Source organism: Microbacterium sp. 70-16 (assembly GCF_001898315.1).
GTDB lineage: Bacteria > Actinomycetota > Actinomycetes > Actinomycetales > Microbacteriaceae > Microbacterium.
In genome coordinates, this window is the sequence record NZ_MKTQ01000014.1 from 58,542 (window position 1) to 78,302 (window position 19,761).

General features: G+C 71.5%; 11 protein-coding genes and 1 tRNA gene. 8 read left to right on the forward strand and 4 right to left on the reverse strand.

What is annotated here, in order from left to right:
* Positions 1-37 precede the first annotated feature (37 nt).
* Together BGO46_RS05215 and BGO46_RS05220 are read left to right on the forward strand one after the other, a co-directional pair.
* Complete coding sequence (locus BGO46_RS05215) at positions 38-3,151, forward strand: ATP-dependent DNA helicase (RefSeq protein ID WP_292677304.1); 3,114 nt, start codon at positions 38-40, stop codon at positions 3,149-3,151.
* Positions 3,148-6,459 (forward strand): ATP-dependent helicase, encoded by a 3,312-nt coding sequence (locus BGO46_RS05220; protein WP_292677306.1) that lies wholly within the window; start codon positions 3,148-3,150, stop codon positions 6,457-6,459. Before BGO46_RS05215 ends, BGO46_RS05220 begins: the two co-directional genes overlap by 4 nt.
* A gap of 6 nt (positions 6,460-6,465) precedes the next feature.
* On the opposite strand, the gene BGO46_RS05225 is transcribed toward BGO46_RS05220, so the two are convergent.
* Positions 6,466-7,761 carry an aminoglycoside phosphotransferase gene (locus BGO46_RS05225; RefSeq protein ID WP_292677308.1) on the reverse strand — a complete coding sequence of 432 codons (1,296 nt, stop codon included), beginning with the start codon at positions 7,759-7,761 and terminating at the stop codon, positions 6,466-6,468.
* A gap of 65 nt (positions 7,762-7,826) precedes the next feature.
* On the opposite strand from BGO46_RS05225, the gene nudC reads away from it, so the two are divergent.
* Together nudC and BGO46_RS05235 are read left to right on the forward strand one after the other, a co-directional pair.
* Positions 7,827-8,756 carry an NAD(+) diphosphatase gene (gene nudC, locus BGO46_RS05230; RefSeq protein WP_292677311.1) on the forward strand — a complete coding sequence of 310 codons (930 nt, stop codon included), beginning with the start codon at positions 7,827-7,829 and terminating at the stop codon, positions 8,754-8,756.
* Entirely contained in the window at positions 8,753-10,465 is a 1,713-nt protein-coding gene (locus tag BGO46_RS05235; protein ID WP_292677313.1) for an ATP-dependent helicase, read from the forward strand. Before nudC ends, BGO46_RS05235 begins: the two co-directional genes overlap by 4 nt.
* 829 nt (positions 10,466-11,294) lie before the next feature.
* On the opposite strand, the gene BGO46_RS05240 is transcribed toward BGO46_RS05235, so the two are convergent.
* Positions 11,295-12,689 (reverse strand): zinc-dependent metalloprotease, encoded by a 1,395-nt coding sequence (locus BGO46_RS05240; protein ID WP_292677315.1) that lies wholly within the window; start codon positions 12,687-12,689, stop codon positions 11,295-11,297.
* Positions 12,690-12,824: 135 nt separating this feature from the next.
* On the opposite strand from BGO46_RS05240, the gene BGO46_RS05245 reads away from it, so the two are divergent.
* A complete protein-coding gene (locus BGO46_RS05245) occupies positions 12,825-13,940 on the forward strand; it encodes a S16 family serine protease (RefSeq protein WP_292677317.1) in 1,116 nt (371 codons plus the stop codon).
* A 36-nt stretch (positions 13,941-13,976) separates the two neighbouring features.
* A complete protein-coding gene (locus BGO46_RS05250; RefSeq protein ID WP_292677319.1) occupies positions 13,977-16,871 on the forward strand; it encodes a UPF0182 family protein in 2,895 nt (964 codons plus the stop codon).
* Between the two features lie 209 nt (positions 16,872-17,080).
* Here the strand turns inward: BGO46_RS05250 and BGO46_RS05255 are convergent.
* A tRNA-Met gene (locus BGO46_RS05255) sits at positions 17,081-17,154 on the reverse strand.
* Between the two features lie 80 nt (positions 17,155-17,234).
* Here BGO46_RS05255 and BGO46_RS05260 point away from each other — a divergent pair.
* Positions 17,235-17,705: a DUF6328 family protein gene (locus BGO46_RS05260; RefSeq protein ID WP_292677321.1), complete on the forward strand. Its 471-nt coding sequence runs from the start codon at positions 17,235-17,237 to the stop codon at positions 17,703-17,705.
* Positions 17,702-18,532 carry a carbon-nitrogen hydrolase family protein gene (locus tag BGO46_RS05265; protein ID WP_292677322.1) on the forward strand — a complete coding sequence of 277 codons (831 nt, stop codon included), beginning with the start codon at positions 17,702-17,704 and terminating at the stop codon, positions 18,530-18,532. The genes BGO46_RS05260 and BGO46_RS05265 overlap by 4 nt, the downstream gene beginning before the upstream one ends.
* On the opposite strand, the gene BGO46_RS05270 is transcribed toward BGO46_RS05265, so the two are convergent.
* Positions 18,516-19,721 carry an aminotransferase class I/II-fold pyridoxal phosphate-dependent enzyme gene (locus BGO46_RS05270; RefSeq protein WP_292677324.1) on the reverse strand — a complete coding sequence of 402 codons (1,206 nt, stop codon included), beginning with the start codon at positions 19,719-19,721 and terminating at the stop codon, positions 18,516-18,518. The two genes, BGO46_RS05265 and BGO46_RS05270, sit on opposite strands and share 17 nt — an antisense overlap.
* Between the last annotated feature and the right edge of the window lie 40 nt (positions 19,722-19,761).

Sequence of the window (19,761 nt, forward strand, 5' to 3'; positions counted from 1 at the left end):
GCGCGGCGATGTCGGCGACGCCGGATACCGTGGGGGGATGCCCCTGGATTCCGCGCAGCGCGCCGTCGTGGACCTGCCGCCGGACGCCTCGGGCGTCGTCGTCGGCGCCTCCGGATCGGGCAAGACGACCGCCATCATCGCGCGGGTCGAGGCTCTGCTGCACGCGGGGATTGCGCCCGACGAGCTCCTCGTGCTGACCCCGACGCGGGCCGGCGCGACGGCGCTGCGTGACCGGCTCGCGATCGCGGTGCGCATGGCGACGCCGGGGCCGCTCGCTCGCTCGCTCGCCGCGTTCGCCTACCAGCTCGTCCGCGCGCACGCGGTCGCGGTCGGTGATGAGCCACCGCAGCTGCTGACGGGACCTGACGAAGACCGCATGCTGCAGGACCTGCTCGACGGCGACGCGGAGGACGAGGCCGACGGACGTCGCCGATGGCCCGAGTGGCTCGGCGCAGAGATCCGCGGCACGCGGGGGTTCCGCGCCGAGCTTCGGGCGTTCCTGGCGGAGTGCACCACGCTCGGCATCGAGCCGGTCGAGTTGGCGCGGCTCGCTCGTGTGCACGATCGTGAGGTGTGGGCGACGCTCGCGTCGTTCGCGACCGACTATCACGCGGTGCGGGCGGGCATGCGCGGGGCGCATCGCGACGCCGCGGGACTCGTGCGCGAGGCCGTGGGCCTCGTGCGGACGACGCCGGGCGCGGTCACCTCACGCGTGCGGGTGCTCCTCGTCGATGACGCGCAGGAGCTGACCCTCGGCGGCATCGAACTTCTCGAGGCGTGCCGGGCCGCGGGCGTCGCGGTGCTCGCGTTCGGCGACCCGGATGTGGGTGCGGGTTCGTTCCGCGGTGCGCGTCCGGAGAACTTCGCTCGGCTCGCGGCGGGCGCGGCCGTCCACGTCCTCGACGGCACGCACCGGGGGACGCCGGTGCTGGCGGAGCTCGCGGCGCAGGTCACGGCGCGCATCGGCGCCGTCGGTGTCGTCGCGCACCGCCGCCGCCCGACGGGCGCCGGTTTCGACGCGTCGGTGCGCGCGTACACGGCGCGCTCGAGCGCGGAGGAGTATGACCTCATCGCCCGGCTCCTGCGCGAGCGGCACCTGCACGACGGCGTCGCGTGGGGGTCGTGCGCCGTGATCGCGCACGACAGTCGCCAAGTGCGTGCGCTCGAGGGCGAACTCGCGGCGCGCGAAGTCCCGACCGCGAGCAGCCACACGCGCACGCTCGGCGAGACCCGCGCCGTGCGCGATCTGCTGCGCCTGGTCGACCTCGCCGGGCAGGACGAGTGGACCGCCGACGACACCCTCGACGCGCTGCGCAGCGGGGGACTGGATGCCGTCGAGGTGCGCCGCCTGCGCACGGCGCTGCGGCATGACGCGTTGCGGGCGGCGGGTGCGGACGGGGCGGCGGAGGCCGAGGCTTCGGATGCCGGCGCGGGCGTGGCCTCTGTCGCCGACGTCGTACCGGGCGCGCGCGAGCTGCTCGCCTCGGGATTGCGGCACCCGATCGACTTCGAGCTGCTCGACACGCGCGAGGGGCGACGCGCGGCGCGCGTCGCCCGCACGCTCGCCCAGCTGCGCGCGCAGCTGGGCGAGGACGCCACGGCGCACGAGCTGCTGTGGACCGCGTGGGAGGCGTCGGGGTGGGAGCGCTCGTGGCGTGAGGCCGCGAGCGGGCACGGGCCGCTCGCGGCACAGGCGCGGCGCGACCTCGACGCCGTCGTCGCGCTCTTCCAGTCCGCGAAGCGGCACGGTGATCGGGGCGACGGCACCGCCCCGATCGCGTTCCTGCGCGGCATCCTCGACTCCGACGTCGCCGAAGACAGGCTCACCGCACCGCCGCGCGACGGCGTCGTGCAGGTGTTGACCCCTGCGGCGGCGCTCGGCGCCGAGTTCGACACCGTCGTCGTCGCGGGCGTGCAGGATGGCGTCTGGCCGAATCTGCGCACGCGCGGTGGCCTGTTCGACACGTGGCGGCTCGCGACGGCGGGCGATGAGGCCGTCGACGCGCTCGACCTGCGCCGCGGCGTGCTGCACGACGAGTTGCGGCTGTTCGCCCGCGCGATCACGCGTGCGAACGCCCGTCTCATCGTCACGGCGGTCGACGACGACGACACCGGCCCAAGCGTGCTGTTCGAGCTGCTGCCGCCGGCGGAGCCCGCGCCGGTCAGCGCCGAGCATCCGCTCTCGCTGCGTGGCCTCGTCGCGCGCTACCGACGCACCCTGACGGATGCCCGGGCCACCGCATCCGCGCGGACGGATGCCGCGGCCCAGCTGGCGCTGCTCGCCGCCGCGGGTGTCGCGGGCGCCGACCCTGACCAGTGGTACGGCGTCGCGGAGGCGACGAGCACGGGCCCCCTGTACGACCTCGACGTCGAGCAGGCGCGGGTGTCGCCCTCGAAGCTCGAGGCGATCGACGAGTGCCAGCTCAATTGGGTGATCGGTGACCTCGGGGGTGACGCGGGCAGCGTCGGTGCCGGGCTGGGCACCCTCATCCACGCGGCGCTCGAGCACGCGGAGGGTGCCGACGAAGCCGCGCTGTGGGCGGCCGTGGAGAGTCGGTGGGGCGAACTCGAGTTCGAGGCCGCGTGGATCGAACGCACCGAGCGAACCCGCGCGCGCGACCTCATCGCGCGGCTGAGCAGGTACCTGCGCGATGCGGAAGCGGCGGGCACCGTGCTGCTGGAGGCCGAGCCGCATTTCGAGCTGGAGGTGGCGGTGCCGGCGGCGCGGCGTCCTGCCGTCATCAGCGGCACGATCGACCGCGTTGAGCTGACGGCCGAGGGCACGGTCGTCATCGTCGACCTCAAGACGGGCCGCACCCAGGCGACGGGCGAGAAGGCCGCCGAGGGCAATCCGCAGCTGAGCGCGTATCAGCTCGCTTTCGAACAGGGGGCGATCCCCGCGGCGACGGCGCATCCGTCCGGCGGAGCCAAACTGCTCGTCCTGAAGAAGAACCGGAACGGCCCGTACGCGACGCCGACCCAGCCGCCCTTCGACGACGAGACGCGCGCGGCGTTCCTCGGACGCATCGACGACACGGTGCACGTCATGGGCGGCCGCGAGTTCCTCGCGCCCTACGAGGCGCACTGCCGCGATGACCACACGCGGGGTCTGTGCCGCATCCACACGATCGGGCCGGTGAGCAGCGCGTGACGACTCCTTCCACTCCACCTGCGATCTCACCTGAGGCGATCGCCGCGGCGCTCGGGCAGTTCCCGCCGACGCCCGAGCAGTCGGCCGTCATCGCCGCGCCGCTCGAGCCCGCGCTCGTCGTCGCGGGCGCCGGCAGCGGCAAGACCGAGACGATGTCGGGCCGCGTCGTCTGGCTCGTCGCGAACGGTCTTGTCCGCCGCGACGAGGTGCTCGGCTTGACCTTCACGCGCAAGGCGGCGGGCGAGCTCGCCGAGCGCGTGCAGCGCCGCCTTGCGCGGCTCGGCGAGTTCGAGCGGCGCGGGCTGCTGCCGCGGCTGCAGAGCCTGCACGCCGCGGGCGCGCTCGACGTCTTCGGGAAGATCGAACGCGACAGCGCCGACGCGCGCGCGGCGGACGCCGCACGCCGCGCGGCGCTGGATGCCCTGGCATCCGGCACAGCAGCGCCTGAATCCGACCCCGATGCCCTGCTGCACCGCCCCGTCATCTCGACCTACAACAGCTTCGCCGACCAGCTTGTGCGCGAGAACGCCGTCCGCATCGGGCGCGACCCCGAATCGGTCGTCCTCAGCGAATCGGCCGCGTGGCTGCTCATGCGCAGCGTCGTGCACGCGAGCGACGACGCCGCGCTGGAGGAGATCGACCGGCGGCCCTCGACGATCATCGACGCGGCCCTGCAGTTCGCCCGCGACGCCGTCGACAACCTCGCCGACCTCGATCAGATCGCCGCATTCGCAGGCGACCTCGCGGAGGTGCTCGAGCGTCCCTCGCAGCGCGGCGCCGCGCCGCTCGCACCCGTGCGCGACGCAGTCGTCCCCGTGTCGTGGCTGCCGCAGTTGGCGCGCCTGGCTCGCGAGTACGACGCGCAGAAGCGCCGCCGCGGACTCATCGACTTCTCCGACCAGGTCGCCGGCGCCCTGCAGATCGTCCGCGCACATCCGGCGGTCGCCGCCGAGGTCCGCGAGCGCTACCGCGTCGTCCTGCTCGACGAGTATCAGGACACGTCCGTCGTGCAGAGCGACCTGCTGGCGACCCTGTTCGGCGGCACCGCCGTCATGGCCGTCGGTGACCCGCATCAGTCGATCTACGGCTGGCGCGGCGCGAGTGCCGGCAACCTCGGCGGCTTCTCGGCCGCCTTCGCCCCCGGCGCGCGGGCCCATGAATTCTCCCTGCTGACGAGCTGGCGCAACAGCGAGCGCGTGCTGGGCGCCGCGAACGCCCTGCTCGCCCCGCTCGTGGCGCGCACCCCCGTGCGGGTCGGCGAGCTCACGCCGCGTCCGCAGGCACCCGAGGGCACCGTCGAACTCGCGTACGAGATCGACGTGGATGCCGAGGCTGACCGGGTCGCCGACTGGTTCGCGCAGGTGCGCACGAGCCGCGCGGCGGCGGGGAAGGCGACGACCGGCGCTGTGCTGTTCCGCGCGAAGAAGCACATGGTGCGGTTCGCCGACGCCCTCGGACGCCGTGGCATCCCGCACCGCATCCTGGGCCTCGGGGGACTCCTCTCCACCCCCGAAGTCGTCGACGTCGTCGCGGCGCTGCGCGTCATCAGCGACCCGAAGGCCGGCTCCGCACTCATTCGACTGCTCAGCGGTCCGCGCTGGGCCGTGGGCCTGCCCGACCTCCGTGCGCTCGAACAGCTCGCACGCCGCATCGGACGCCACGACTCGACCCTGCAGGCGCTGGGCGCCGATGTCGTCGCGCAACTGCGCCGGTCGGGTGACGAGGCCGCCTCGCTCATCGACGCGCTCGACTTCGTGGGGCGTCAGGCCGACGACCACGGCTGGCTCACCGGGTTCACGCCGCTCGGGCGCACGCGTCTGCGCGAGGCATCCGCCGTCTTCGCCGGTCTGCGGCGCGCGGCAGGTCTGCCGGTGCCCGAGCTCGTGCGGCTCATCGAGGTCGAGCTGCGTCTGGACATCGAGCTCGCCGCGAACGAGGCGCGCGGGCCCGCCCGCGTCGCGGGTGACCAGCTGCGCGCGTTCGTCGACGAGCTGCAGGGGTTTCTCGCCGCCGACGAGAGCGGATCGCTACCGGCTCTGCTCGCGTGGCTCGACCGCGCCGAGAGGGCTGACGAGTTCGCCCCGCGCACCGAGCCACCCGAGGACGACGTCGTGCAGCTGCTCACGATCCACGGGTCGAAGGGGCTCGAATGGGATGCCGTCGCCGTCGTCCGCGGCGTCGAGGACGAACTGCCCGCCAAGCCCCGCGACGGGCTCGGCTGGCTGCGCTTCGGCGTGCTGCCGTACCCGTTCCGCGGTGACCGCGACTGGCTGCCGCACCTGGCGTGGGGTGCGGCGGATGCCCCCACCCAGCAAGATCTGCGTGATGCGCTCGTGGCGTTCAAGGAGGCGCTGAAGGAGCGCCAGCTCGAAGAGGAGCGCCGCCTCGGCTATGTCGCCGTCACCCGCGCACGCGACCTACTGCTCGTCACCGGATCGGCGTGGTCGGGCACGAAGGAGCAGCGTCCGCCGAGCCGGTTCCTGACCGAGATCGCGGAGGCGCTGGGGCAGGAGCTCGCGATCCCGGAGGATGTGGGGGAAGACCCGTACCTTGACGAGAGCCGGCTGCTGGCGTGGCCGATCGACCCGCTCGGCGCACGCCGCGGCGCGGTCGGGAAGGCTGCCGCGCGCGTGCGTACGGCACAGCAGTCGGCGCCGGCCGAACCCGCGCGCGACGTCGTGCTGCTCCTGGCGGAGCGAGCGGAGCGCGAGGCAGGGGTCGCAGAGGCGGCGCCCACCCGTATTCCGGCATCCCGCTACAAGGACTACGTCGCGGACTACGCGGGGGCGGCCTCGGCGCTCGCGCTGCCGGTACCCGAGCGGCCGTACCGGCAGACCCGGTTGGGCACGCTGTTCCACGCGTGGATCGAGCAGCGCTCCGGACTGCAGGGCGCGGGCGCGTCACTCGATGACGCGCTGTGGGAGGTCGACGACGACACGATGGGTCTCGCCGAGGCGGACGCCGTCGCGATGGATGACCTGAAGGCACGGTTCCTCGCGTCGGAGTGGGCGGAACTGCAGCCGATCGAGGTCGAGGTCGAGATCGACGTCGCGCTCGACGACCTGTTGCCCGACGGGCGCCCGCACATCGCGATCTGCAAGCTCGACGCCGTCTATCGCCGCGGCGAGCGGATCGAGATCGTCGACTGGAAGACGGGCCGCCCGCCCCGTAACGCGAAGGAGCGGGAAGAGCGACTGCTGCAACTACGGCTGTACCGGCGGGCTTACCAGGCACGCAGCGGCATCTCCGCGGACCTCATCGACGTCGCGCTGTTCTACGTCGCCGACGACCTCATCATCCGCGACTGACGAGGATCAGATGGTGCCGGTCCAGCGGCGCAGCGCGTTGCGTGCCGCGCTGTCGACGTCGGCATCGCGCGGCTCTTCGCCCGAGGCGCCTGAGGTGACCGGGGCCTCCGCGGTGGCAGCGCTCTCGCCGTCGCTTGTCGCCGGCGCGACGACGCCCGTCTCCTCGCGCAGACCGGTCCACGCCGACAGCTCGACGGGCACGGTCGCGTCTGCTTCACCCGTGTCGATGGCCGCCGTCTCGTTCGACATGAAACCGGCAAGGGTCTCGGCGTCGAACGTATCGGTGTGCATCGACGTGTCGATCGGGCCGGCAGCCGCGGGAACGCGCTCACTCGCCGCGATCGCTTCGTCGGCGGTCACGGCGTCGTGGTGCACGGCCGGCTGATCGCGCACGCTCTCGGCGAGCGAGTCGAGCAGCGCGACCGCGTCGGCGATGATCTCCTCCGATCCCGTGGTGTGGCCGTGGACGAGCCACTTCGCGAACTCGAGCTCGGCGTGCAGACGCGCGCGCTCGGCGAGCTGCGGGTCGGGCGCGCGGTGCGAGGCGCGGGCGTAGGCATCCAGCACATCGTCGCGGGCTGCGGGGGCCGATGCCGTCCAGCGCAGGTCGATCGCGGGGTCGCTCACCGCGAGTCCGCCCCACGACAGCAGGCCGGTCACGATCGGTACGCCCTCGGCGTCGTCTTCGAACACGAAGGATGCCGGGTCGGCGCCGCCGAGCACGACGGTCGTCTCGAAGCGCCACAGTCGGTCGGATGCCAGCGCCGTGCTCCACCGCCGCAGCAGTCCGAACGGCAGGCGTCCGGTCGCCTCCGCGGCATCCAGCAGCTTCTCGGCCTCGTCGCGCACCGCCGCCGCCGTCTGCACCGGCAGGCCGGCGTCGCGGACGACGGTGACGGGCAGGTCGTGCACCTGTGCGGTCGCGGTCGCGAGCGCCGTCGCGATGCCGCGGCCGGCCGGCACGTGCGCTGCGTCGACGCGGTAGCCCGGCAGCAGGGTCTGTACGAGGGTGTGGCGGCCGTCGACGCGCGTCTGCCCGAGCACATCCGGTGCGCCGAACGGCAGCACGGCGCGCACGCCCGGCGTCAGCGACGTGAGTGCGCGCGCTTCGGCACGCAGGTCGGCGTCGGCGTCGTCGTCCACGGGAACGCGCACGACGACGCGGCGTCCGTCTTCCAGATGGGCGATCGCGCTGTCGTAGCGGCCGCTGGTCCCCTCGCTGAGCGAACCGACGCTCGTCACCACGACGCGGGGCAGGGCCGAGGTCACCGACGCGGCTAGAGTGAGAGGTGAGCGTGCCATGCCCCCAGGTTAGGTCGGACGTGCCCCGTCCGGTCGCGCGCCACGCCCGGCAAGGAAGGTCCCGCATGACGCGATCGGACGCCCCGCAGCCGCCAGCCCTGGCGCGCGCGGGCATCGACCGCTCCGCCGAAGAGCGCGAGCAGCCCGACCTCGTGGACAGCTTGCGCGCCGATCCCGCCACGCGTGTCGTGGCCGTGCACGGCGACCGCGGACTCGTGTCGACGTCGGGGCCGCACCTGCACACCGTCGGCGTCGCCGACGTGTCGGGCGACGTGGAGTGGGCTTTCCTCGGGCGTGACGACGCCGGCTTTGCCATGCTGCTCGCCGTGTCGGGACCGGATGCCGAACCGCCGGTCGTCGTGCCCGACGGCGCCGAGTGGGCCGCTCTGCGTGCTGTCGGCGGGGAGCTCGACCCGGTCGCCGCAGCTCTGCTCGTCGAGGCCGTGTCGCTGGGGCGCTGGCTCGTCGACGCGCCCTTCTGCCCCGCCTGCGGTGCGCGCACGCGAACGCGCGCGGCGGGCTGGGCGCGCCATTGCCCGTCGTGCGGGCGCGAGCACTTCCCGCGCACCGATCCGGCGGTCATCGTCGCCGTCCAGTCCGCCGACGGCGAGCGTCTGCTCCTCGGCAAGAACGCGCTGTGGGCAGGCCGCAACATGTACTCGACGTTCGCCGGCTTCGTCGAGGCGGGGGAGTCGCTCGAGTCGGCCATCACACGTGAGATCCACGAGGAGTCCGGCGTGGTCGTCGCGGCATCCTCGTACCGCGGTTCACAGGCGTGGCCCTATCCGCGCTCGCTCATGCTCGGGTTCCACGCGACGTGCACCCCCGACTCGGTCGTCCGTGCCGACGGCGTCGAGATCGTCGACGCGCGCTGGTTCGACCGCGCCGAGCTCGCCGAGGCGCTGGCCGGGCGCAGCACCGACGGCGTCGCGCTGCCCGGAACCGCCTCGATCGCCTATCGACTGATCGTCGACTGGGTCGAGTCGGCGCCGTGAGTGGCGACCCCCTCGCCGGTCTCGACGACCAGCAGCGGGCCGCGGCCTCGCTTCTGCGCGGGCCCGTGTGCGTGCTTGCCGGTGCCGGCACCGGCAAGACCCGCGTCATCACGCACCGCATCGCGCACGGCGTCGACACGGGTGCCTACTCGCCCGGTCGGGTGATGGCCGTCACCTTCACCGCGAAGGCCGCCGGCGAGATGCGCGGACGCCTGCGCGCGCTCGGCGTCGAGGGCGTCGCGGCGCGGACCTTCCACGCGACCGCGCTCGCGCAGTTGAACTTCTTCTGGCCGCAACTGGCGGGCGACACGGCGCCCACGATCATCGACAAGAAGGTGCGCGTGCTCGGCCAAGCCGCCGACTCGCTCGGCCTGCACCTCGATGCCGCGACGCTGCGAGATGTCGCAAGCCGCATCGAGTGGCGCAAGGTCGCGATGCGCACGATCGAACAGGATGCGGCCGCGCACCCCGCAGGCCTCGGCGGGATCGACGCCGGCAAGCTGGCCGACCTGATGCGCGCGTACGAGAAGGTCAAGGACGACCGCCGCCAGCTCGATTTCGAAGACGTGCTGCTCGCGTGCGCCGGGATGCTCGAGTCCGAGCCGCGCGTCGCAGCCGCCGTCCACGAGCAGTACCGCCACCTGACGGTCGACGAGTTCCAGGACGTGTCGCCCGTGCAGTATCGGCTGCTGGAACTGTGGCTCGGCGACCGCCGCGACATCTGCGTCGTCGGCGACGCGAGCCAGACGATCTACTCGTTCGCGGGCGCCGACCCTCGCTACCTGCTCGAGTTCGGATCGCACTATCCGGATGCCCAGCTCGTGCGCCTCGAGCACAGCTATCGGTCCGACCCCGCGATCCTCGCGGTCGCCAACGCCCTCATGCGGGGGCGCCCCGGCGCGCTCGCGCTGACCTCCGCGCGCAGGCCCGGCCCCGCGCCGGTCGTCACGGCGTACCCGGACGACAGCGCTGAGGCATCCGGTGTCGCGGCAGCCGTCGCCGCGCAGATCGCGTCGGGCATCTCGCCGGACGACATCGCGATCCTCTACCGCGCGAACGCGCAGTCGGCGCCGCTGCTCGCGGCGCTCTCGGCGCGGGGGATCGCCGCGACCGTGCTGGGCGGCACGCGCTTCTTCGACCTGCCCGAAGTGCGTCAGGCGGTCATGGCACTGCGCGGCGCGTCGGTTGCACCGGTCGAGACGACGTTCCTCGCCGCGGTGCGCGACGTGCTCCGCTCGCTCGGCCTGACCGACGAGGCACCGCCCGCGGGCGGCGCGCTGCGTGACGCGTGGGAAGCCCGGTCGGCGGTGCTGCGGCTCGCGGAGGAGGCGCCCGAGGGCACGACCCTGCGCGGCTTCACTGACGAGCTGATGGCGCGCGGTCGCGACCAGCACGAGCCCGCGCTGCGCACGGTGACCCTCGCGACGCTGCACGCGGCGAAGGGTCTCGAATGGGACCACGTGCACCTGGTCGGGATGAGCGAGGGGCTGCTGCCGATCTCGTACGCGACGGGGTTCGAGCAGATCGACGAGGAGCGCCGGCTAGCTTACGTCGGCATCACGCGGGCCGGGCGAACGCTCTCGCTGTCATGGTCGGAGCACTCGGGGTCGCGTCCTCGGCAGCGCTCGCGATTCCTTCAGGAGATCGGCACAGACACCGTTCGTGCGGGCGATGGGCGTGCCAGACCCGGCGCACGTGGGCGGAGCTGAGCGTCACCGACAGTGTGGCCGCGGGCGGTGCGGCGGGTTCTGATCTCAGCAGTCGTGCAGCCAGGACCGCCGCCTCCAAGACCAGCGCCGCGTCGGTCGCGACGCGCTGACGGCCGATGAGCTGCACGGCGATGAGCGGCCACTGCGGATCGGCGTCGATGCGGTGTGTGTGCAGGCAGGTCAGGCACGCCGTGAGGCCCGGCACGACCAGTGGGCCCACGACGATGCTGTCGCCGGCGAGCACGATCGGCAGGTGCGTGATGTCGGCTGTCATCAGGGCCGCCGTGCGGCGCGGCTCGAGTGCGCCGTCGGCGACGACGATGAGCGGTGCCGACCGGTCGGGGCGATCTTGCGTCCAGCGGGTCGTCGTCGTGATCGCAAGGCCCGCGGCGCGCCAGCCGTGTGCGAACGCGTCGGCCTCGGCGAAGCTGATCTCGCTCGGCAGCTCGGCGGCCGCGGTCAGGGCCGCGGCCGGCCCCGGCGCCAGCGCACCCCCGATGCCGGCGATGAAGCGCTCGGCATCCACGAGCGGTGCGCCCAGGCTCCGCGCGAGCGGCAGCAGCATGGCATCGGGGATGCCCTCGGCCAGGGCATCCAGCAGCTGTTCCTGCCAGCGGGTGATGTCGTCGATGCGCACGGTGCCGTCAGCGCCCAGCTGCAGGCACGACTCGGTGCGCCACAGCGGGGGCCTGGAGGGAGCGAGTCGGAGCATGTCCCGATCATGCCCAGACGGCGGAGCCTCCGTCACGACTGTCCACAGGCCGAGCGCGGAATCGCCGAAATCCGCCGCCTGTGGAGGAGGCGATGCGCCGCGTGCGCGCGGGGCAGCTCAGACGGGGCGCGGGTCGTCGGGGGTGTCGTCTGCACGGCCGTCGTCTTCACCGGCAGCCTGCGCGAGCAGTTCGTCGAGCGCCTCGTCCATCGCGTCGCGCGGCAGCTCTTCGCCCGCGGCGCGCGCCTTCAGTCGGGCGATGAGAGCCTGCGGGTCGTCGATGTCTTCGGACTGCGGCATGAGGTCGGGGTAGTCCCACAGGCTGTCGCGCTCGGTGGCGCCGACGGCATCGGTGACGGCGCGCCACATGGCGGATGCCTCGCGCAAGCGCCGCGGGCGCAGTTCGAGCCCCACGAGCGAGGCCATCGCCTGCTCGGCGGGCCCGCCGACGGCGCGGCGGCGGCGCACCGCCTCGGCGATCCGCGCGGCCTCGGGCAGGCGCGCCGTGGCATCCGCCGTCACGACGTCGACCCAGCCTTCGATCGTGGCGAGCAGGTTCTCGAGGCGGGTGAGCGCCGCCTCCTGCGCCTGGGTGCGCTGCGGCAGCAGGGCACCGGACTCGATGAGCGAGCGCAGCTCTTCGGGGTTGGACGGATCGAAGCGCGAGGCGAGCTCTTCCAGGGCGCTCGTGTCGACATGGATGCCCCGGGCGAACTCGGTCACCTGCGAGATGACGTGCAGGCGCAGCCAGCGGGCGTGCCGGAACAGGCGTGCGTGCGCCAGCTCGCGCGTCGCGAGGTACAGCGCGAGCTGATCGTCGGTGACCTCGAGGTCGCGCCCGAAGTCGGCGAAGTTCTGCGGCAGGATCGCCGCGACGGCGTCGGGCATGACGGGGATGCCGACGTCGCCGCCCGAGACGACTTCGAGTGACAGGCGCCCCACGACTCCGCCGAGTTGCGCCGCGAACAGCGAGCCGCCGATGCGGCGCATGAACGCCCCCGCGCCCGCAACGAGCTGCTTCATCTCTTCGGGGGTCTGCTCGTCGATGACCGAGGTGAGTGCACCCGCGATCGACTCGGCGACGGGTTCGGCCAGCTCCTGCCAGACTGGCAGGGTCTGCTCGACCCAGTCACCGCGCGTGATGGCGACCGGGGGAGCGGCCAGCTCAGAGATCGACGTCGCCTCGCTCAGCCACAGGGTGGCGAGCGCGAACGCCTGCTCGAACTCGGCACGGTCGCCCGTCGAGATGCTCAGTCCGTCCTTGTTCGACAGGTGCAGCGCCTGTGTCTTCGCGGCGCCCCAGTCGATGCCGTCGCCGGCGGAACCGGCTTGCGAGAACGCGGCCTGCATCTGCCCCATGATCTGCTGCAGCATCGCGGGGTCGACGCCCATGCGCGACAGACCCTCGAGTTGCGCGGGGTCCAGCCCTGCTCCGCCCGCGCCGAGCAGGTTGCGCAGCAGCTCTTGGAACTCCTCTTCGCCGGAGCGGTCGGGAGTGTCGTCGTCAGCCATGTCAGGCGCCTTTCAGCAGGCGGATCTCGTCGCGTTCTACGCTAGTCGCACGGCTTCCGCCGCGGCGCGTCTCGCGGCCTGGTCGAGGATGTCGTCTGTACGCCGATCGCGAACGACCGGCCGGAAAGGGCTGCCGTGGCACTGTTCGATGAGGGGACGACGATCGTGCCCGCCCGCCGGCGACTGTCCCGCTCGGCCTCGGTCGGGATCTGGGCGCTCACGGTCGCGCTGTTCGCCCTGCTGGCTCTGACGCTGCTGCCGAGCTCGTTCGTCATCCAGCGTCCCGGTCCCGTCTTCAACACGCTGGGCTCGGTGCAGAACTCCGACGGCGATGACGTCCCCCTCATCTCGGTCTCGGGTGCGCAGACCTATCCGACCGCCGGTGCCCTCGACCTGCTGACGGTGCAGGTCGTCGGCTCGCGCGAGCGCACGCCGTCATGGTTCGAGCTCGCGCTGGCGTGGTTCGACCCGGCGAAGGCCGTGCTGCCGCTGGACGATGTCTTCCCGGAGGGGCAGACGACCGAGGAGCGCAACCAGGAGAGCGCCGTCATGATGGTCGACTCGCAGAAGGAGGCGACCGCCGCCGCCCTCACCGAGCTCGGCTACGACGTGCAGGCGATGGTGCGCGTGTACTCGCTCACCGACGATTCGGCGGCGCAGGGCATCCTCGAACCCGACGACATCATCCGCGCCGCGAACGGGCAGGCGATCACCGAGACCGACGAGCTGCGCTCGATCATCAACGCGGGCGAGGGTGCGCCGGTCGAACTCACGGTCGAGCGGGCGGGCGAGACGCTCACCGAGACGGTCACTCCGACGCTGGCGACCGTCGACGGCAAGGACACCTGGCTCATCGGGGTCACGACACTGCACGACTACGACTTCCCGATCGACGTCACGATCCAACTCGACAACGTCGGCGGGCCGTCGGCGGGCATGATGTTCGCACTCGGCATCATCGACACCCTCAGCGAGGGCGAGCTCAACGGCGGCGAGCAGGTCGCCGGAACCGGCACGATCGACGCTGCCGGCACGGTCGGCGCGATCGGTGGCATCCGGCAGAAGCTGTACGGGGCGAAGGATGCCGGTGCCGAATGGTTCCTCGCTCCGGAGAGCAATTGCGACGAGGTCGTCGGGCACATCCCGTCGGGCCTGCGGGTCTTCTCCGTGGCAACACTCGATGACGCGCTGACCGTGCTCGAGACGATTCGCGACGGCGGCGACCTCGATGCCCTGCCGACCTGCTCCTAGGCATCCGCCCAGAATCCCCGCGCCTAGGATAGAGGCGTGACCACGACCTCAGCGCCGAACCAGGCCACGCCCAGTCCGTTCCGCCGCGCGATCGGCATCACTCTGGCCGTCATCGCGGCCATCGTGGTGGCCTTCTTCATCTTCGCGAGCCTGTACGCCGACTGGCTGTGGTTCGACCAGCTGGGCTTCTCCAGCGTCCTGTGGACGCAGTGGACAGCCCGCGTCGTGATGTTCGTGATCGGGTTCCTCGCGATGGCGATCCCCGTGTTCGCGGCGATCCAGCTGGCGTACCGCCTGCGACCCGTCTATGCGCGCCTGACCTCGCAGCTGGACCACTACCAGGAGGTCGTCGAGCCCCTGCGGCGCCTCGCGATGTGGGGCATCCCCGTCTTCTTCGGCTTCTTCGCCGGATTCGCCGCGGCGGCGCAGTGGGAGACGGTGTGGCTGTGGGCGAACCGCGTCGACACCGGCACGACCGATCCGCAGTTCAACATGGACATCGGCTTCTACCTGTTCTCGCTGCCGCTGTTCAGCTCGGTGCTCGGGTTCGCCTCGGCCGTGCTGCTGGTCTGCCTCATCGTCACGGTTCTCGTCGCCTACCTGTACGGCTCGGTGCGCATCGGGCAGCGCGAGTTGCGCATCTCGAAGGCCGCGCGCATCCAGCTCGCGGTGCTGGCCGGTCTCTACCTGGCCGTGCAGGCGGCCAGCCTGTGGGTCGACCGCTACAAGACCCTGACCGAGCAGAGCGGGCGCATCACGGGTGCGAGCTACGTCGATGACCACGCGATCATCCCCGGGCTCACGATCCTCTCGATCGCCGCGATCATCGTCGCGATCCTCTTCTTCATCACGGCGCTGATCGGGCGCTGGCGCTTCCCGCTGATCGCGACGGCGCTGCTGATCGTGACCTCGCTCGTCGTCGGCGTCGCCTACCCGTGGTTCGTCAATCAGTTCCAGGTCGTACCCAACCAGGAGACTCTGGAGAGCGAGTACTACCAGCGCAACATCGACGCGACGAAGGTCGCGTACGGCATCGACGGACTCGAGAAGAGCGACTTCCAGGCGGTCACGGATGCCGAGCCGGGGCAGCTGCGCGCGGACGCCGACACGACGGCATCCATCCGCATCATGGACCCCGCGATCATCTCGCCGACCGTGCGCCAGCTCGAGCAGTACCGCTCGTACTACCAGTTCACCGACCCGCTCGATGTCGACCGATACGAGATCGACGGGGAGTCGCAGGACACCGTCGTCTCGGTGCGGGATCTGAACCTCGCGCAGCTGGGCGCCGCGGCATCCTGGTACAACACGACCCTCGTCTACACGCACGGCTACGGCATCGTCGCCGCGAAGGGCAACGAGCGCACGACCGACGGCAACCCGGTGTTCCTCGAGCGGGGCATCCCGACGGCGGGTTCGCTGACCGACGACACCGACTACGAACCGCGCGTCTACTTCGGCGAGTCCTCACCGACCTACTCGATCGTCGGCGGGCCCGAAGGCGGCACCGACATCGAGCTGGACTACCCGCGCGGCACCGACGGCGCCGCCCAGACCAAGACGACGTTCAGCGGCGACGGTGGACCGAGTGTCGGCAACCTGTTCAACCGGCTGATCTACTCGCTGAAGTTCCAGTCGACCGACATCCTGTTCTCGGATGCCATCAACGATGACTCGCAGATCCTCTACGACCGCGACCCCAAGACGCGTGTGCAGAAGGTTGCGCCCTATCTCGAGCTCGACAACGACCCGTATCCGTCGGTCGTCGACGGGCGCATCGTGTGGATCATCGACGGATACACGCTCAGCGCCGACTACCCGTACTCCGAGGTCGTGAGCCTGCGCGACGCGATCAGCGACACGACGAACACGCAGCCGCGCGTCGCGCTCGACGACGTCAACTACATCCGCAACTCGGTGAAGGCGACCGTCGACGCCTACGACGGCACGGTCACCCTCTACGCGTGGGACGACACCGACCCGCTGCTGCAGGCGTGGCAGAAGGTGTACCCGTCGACGCTCAAGCCGATCTCGGAGATGAGCGCCGACCTGATGAGCCACGTGCGCTACCCGACCGACCTGTTCAAGGTGCAGCGCGCCATGCTCGGCACGTATCACGTTGACGACGCGGCCTCGTTCTACGCCCGCGACAACGCGTGGAAGACGCCGAACGACCCGGTCGCGACCAACGACGTGCTGCAGCCGCCGTACTACCTGACGATGAAGATGCCCGGGCAGGACGACCCGACCTTCTCGATGTTCACGTCGTTCATCCCGGCCTCCGAGGGTGACGGTGCGCGCAACGTCCTCATGGGTTACCTGGCGGTCGACTCGGACGCCGGCGCCACCGCAGGCACCAAGGCCGAGGATTACGGCAAGCTGCGGATGCTGGAGATCAGCGCCGACGTCAGCGTGCCGGGCCCCGGTCAGGTGCAGAACACCTTCAACGCCGAGCCGAGCGTGTCGTCGTTCATCAACATCCTGCAGCAGGGTCAGTCTGAGGTGCTCAACGGCAACCTGCTGACGCTGCCGGTCGGCGGCGGTCTGCTCTACGTGCAGCCGGTCTTCGTGCAGGCATCCAGTGGCACGAAGCTGCCGACGCTGCAGAAGATCCTGGTCGCGTTCGGTGATTCGGTCGCGTTCGAAGACACGTTGCAGGATGCCCTGGATGCCCTCTTCGGCGGCGACTCGGGCGCTAACACCGGCGACGGCAACGTCACGCCGACCCCCGACCCGACCGCGACCGGTGACGGGTCGACAGGTGGGTCGACGGGCACCGACGTCGCGTTCCAGGCTGCGCTGCAAGAGGCCCAGCAGGCGATGCTCGACCGCGACGCCGCGCTGAAGGAGGGTGACCTGACGAAGTTCGCCGAGGCCGATGCCCGCCTCACTGCGGCGGTCGAGCAGCTGCTCGCGCTGAGCGGCGACTGACCCAGGCTGCAAAAGAGAAGGACCCCGCCGAAGCGGGGTCCTTCTCTTTTCGTTGCGGGGACAGGATTTGGCCACGCCGCCCCTCCACTTGGCGGTGCGCGGCGCGCGGAGCCTCCGGCGGCGCGGGACCCCCTGCATGCAGGTCAAGACAACGGTCCCGGCAGCCAAAAGAAGAAGGCGCCCCATGTGGGACGCCTTCTTCTTTTTCGTTGCGGGGACAGGATTTGAACCTGCGACCTCTGGGTTATGAGCCCAGCGAGCTACCGAGCTGCTCCACCCCGCGGCACAAGAAACTACTCTAGCACGGGTTTCAGAGTGGGTCGCACGTTGCAGGCATCCGGAGCGGCGGGGGAGGATGTGGGCATGACTTCCGACGGGCGCAACGAGACGCCCACCGAGCGCGCCGACCGCAACTGGACGGACGTGCTGCAGGAGCTGCGCGTGCTGCAGACCGGCACGCAGATCCTCACGGGCTTCCTGCTCGCGATCGCCTTTCAGCCCGCGTTCGCGGCGCTGAGCGAGAACCAGCGGCTGTTCTACCTCATTCTCGTGGTGCTGTCGGCGCTCAGCGCGATCGTCGCGCTCTCGCCCGTCGCGTTGCATCGGGCGCTGTTCGCGCGTCGCGAGAAACAGACCGTCGTCGCCTTCGGGCATGCGGCGCTGGTCACGGTGCTCGCGACGATCGCGGCGCTGCTGGTCGGCGTCGTCGCGTTCGTCTTCGATGTCGTCGTCGGTGAGACGGCATCGTGGGTCGTCGGGATCGCAGCGAGCATCGTCGTGATCGTGCTGTGGATCATCGTGCCGTGGCGGCAGCGGCGGAAGGTGATCGGGTGAGCGGGGATGCCGCGGGCATCGCGGTCGCCGTTGCGCAGTTCGCGCCGACGGCAGACGAAGGCGCCAACCTCACCGCGATCGACGAGCTCACCGCGCGTGCTGCTGCGCGGGGCGCGCGTCTCGTGCTGTTCCCCGAGTACGCGAGCTATTTCGTCGACCCGTTCGATGAAACCCTCGCTGCCCACGCGCAGGATCTGGGCGGCGCCTTCACGACGGCGCTCCGGGCGTGCGCGACGCGGCACGGCGTCACGATCGTCGCGGGGCTGGTCGAACGCGGCGAGGGTGACCGCGTGCGGAACGCGGTCGTCGCCGTCGACGGCAGCGGGGTGCGCGCCGTGTACCGCAAGCTGCATCTGTACGACGCGTTCGGCGAGCACGAGTCGGACTGGATCGAGCCGGGCGGCCTCGAGCCGCCGCAGACCTTCGAGCTCGACGGCGTGGGCTTCGCGCTCATGACGTGCTACGACCTGCGGTTCCCCGAGGTCGCCCGCACCCTCGCCGACGCGGGCGCGCACGTCATCCTGACGGCCGCCGAGTGGGTGCGAGGCCCGCTCAAGGAGCACCACTGGCGCACCTTGCTGCACGCGCGCGCCATCGAGAACACCCTGTATGTGGCGGGCGCCGACCACCCGCCGCCGCTCGGCGTCGGGGCATCCGTCATCGTCGATCCGCAGGGCGTCGAGATCGCGGGCGTCGGCACCGCGACCGATGTCGCGGTCGCGTGGGTCGAGGTCGACGTCGTCGAGCGCGTGCGGCGGGTCAATCCGGCGCTCGCCCTGCGGCGATTTCGGGTCGTGCCCCGCGACGAGTTCAGCGCAGAGCGCTGAGACGGGCGGATGCCTCGGCGATGACCTCGGTGCGCTTGCACGCCGCGAAGCGGACGAGGCTCGCGTACTGGGCGCGGTGCTGCGGCGAGGCGAACGCGGTCAGCGGGATCGCCACGACGCCGGCGCGCTCGGGCAGGGCGCGGCAGAAGTCCGCGGCATCCTGACCGGAGCTCAGGAACGGCGCGGCATCGGCGACCGTGAAGTACGAACCCGCCGCGATCGAGACATCGAAGCCGGCAGCGCGCAGGCCGTCGCCGAGCAGGTCGCGCTTGGCGCGCAGGGTCGCGGCGATGCCGGAGAAGTACGCGTCGGGCAGGCCGAGTCCCGCGGCGATCGCCGGCTGGAACGGGGTGCCGTTGGTGTAGGTCAGGAACTGCTTGACCGCCAGCACCGCGTCGACGAGGTCGGCGGGGCCGGTGACCCAGCCGATCTTCCAGCCGGTCATCGAGAACGTCTTGCCGCCGGAGGAGATCGACAGCGTGCGCTCGGCCGCGCCCGGCAGCGTCGCGAGGGGAACATGCGCGCCATCGAAGACGAGGTGCTCGTACACCTCGTCGGTGACGATGAGGGCATCGTGCAGGCGCGCGAGCCGCACGATCTCGGCGCGGACGTCTGCGGAGAACACGGCGCCGGTGGGGTTGTGCGGGTCGTTGACGAGGATGATCCGCGTGCGGTCGGTGACAGCGCGTGCCAGCTCGTCGAGGTCGGGTTGGAAGTCGGGGAAGCGCAGCGGCACGGGGACCAGTCGCGCCCCGGCGAGCGCGACGCAGGCGGCATACGAGTCGTAGTACGGCTCGAAGACGACGACCTCGTCATCGGGGGAGTCGATGAGCGCGAGCAGCGTGGCGGCGAGGGCCTCGGTGGCGCCGGCCGTCACGAGCACCTCGCGCTGCGGGTCGACCTCGAGGTCGTAGAACCGGCGCTGATGGGCGGCGATCGCATCGAGCAGCACCGGCACCCCGCGACCCGGCGCATACTGATTCGCGCCGTCCGCGATCGCCGCAAGCGCGGCCTCACGGACCTCTGCGGGGCCGTCCTCGTCGGGAAAACCCTGTCCCAGATTGATCGCACCCGTCCGCGCAGCGAGGGCGGTCATCTCGGCGAAGATCGTCGGTGCGGGCGCGTCGCCGGGGCCGAGTAGGCCTGCTCCGCGGGCGGTGCGCCGCCAGGCGCCGGGAATCTCTCGCATCGCCTCCACGTTAGTCGCAGCACACGAGAGCGACTATCTG

Bases quoted from the DNA above. Each gene is read 5' to 3' on its own strand.
- BGO46_RS05215 (WP_292677304.1), top strand. From the start codon at position 38: ATGCCCCTGGATTCCGCGCAGCGCGCCGTCGTGGACCTGCCGCCGGAC.
- BGO46_RS05225 (WP_292677308.1), bottom strand. From the start codon at position 7,761: ATGGCACGCTCACCTCTCACTCTAGCCGCGTCGGTGACCTCGGCCCTG.
- nudC (WP_292677311.1), top strand. From the start codon at position 7,827: ATGACGCGATCGGACGCCCCGCAGCCGCCAGCCCTGGCGCGCGCGGGC.
- BGO46_RS05240 (WP_292677315.1), bottom strand. From the start codon at position 12,689: ATGGCTGACGACGACACTCCCGACCGCTCCGGCGAAGAGGAGTTCCAA.
- BGO46_RS05260 (WP_292677321.1), top strand. From the start codon at position 17,235: ATGACTTCCGACGGGCGCAACGAGACGCCCACCGAGCGCGCCGACCGC.
- BGO46_RS05270 (WP_292677324.1), bottom strand. From the start codon at position 19,721: ATGCGAGAGATTCCCGGCGCCTGGCGGCGCACCGCCCGCGGAGCAGGC.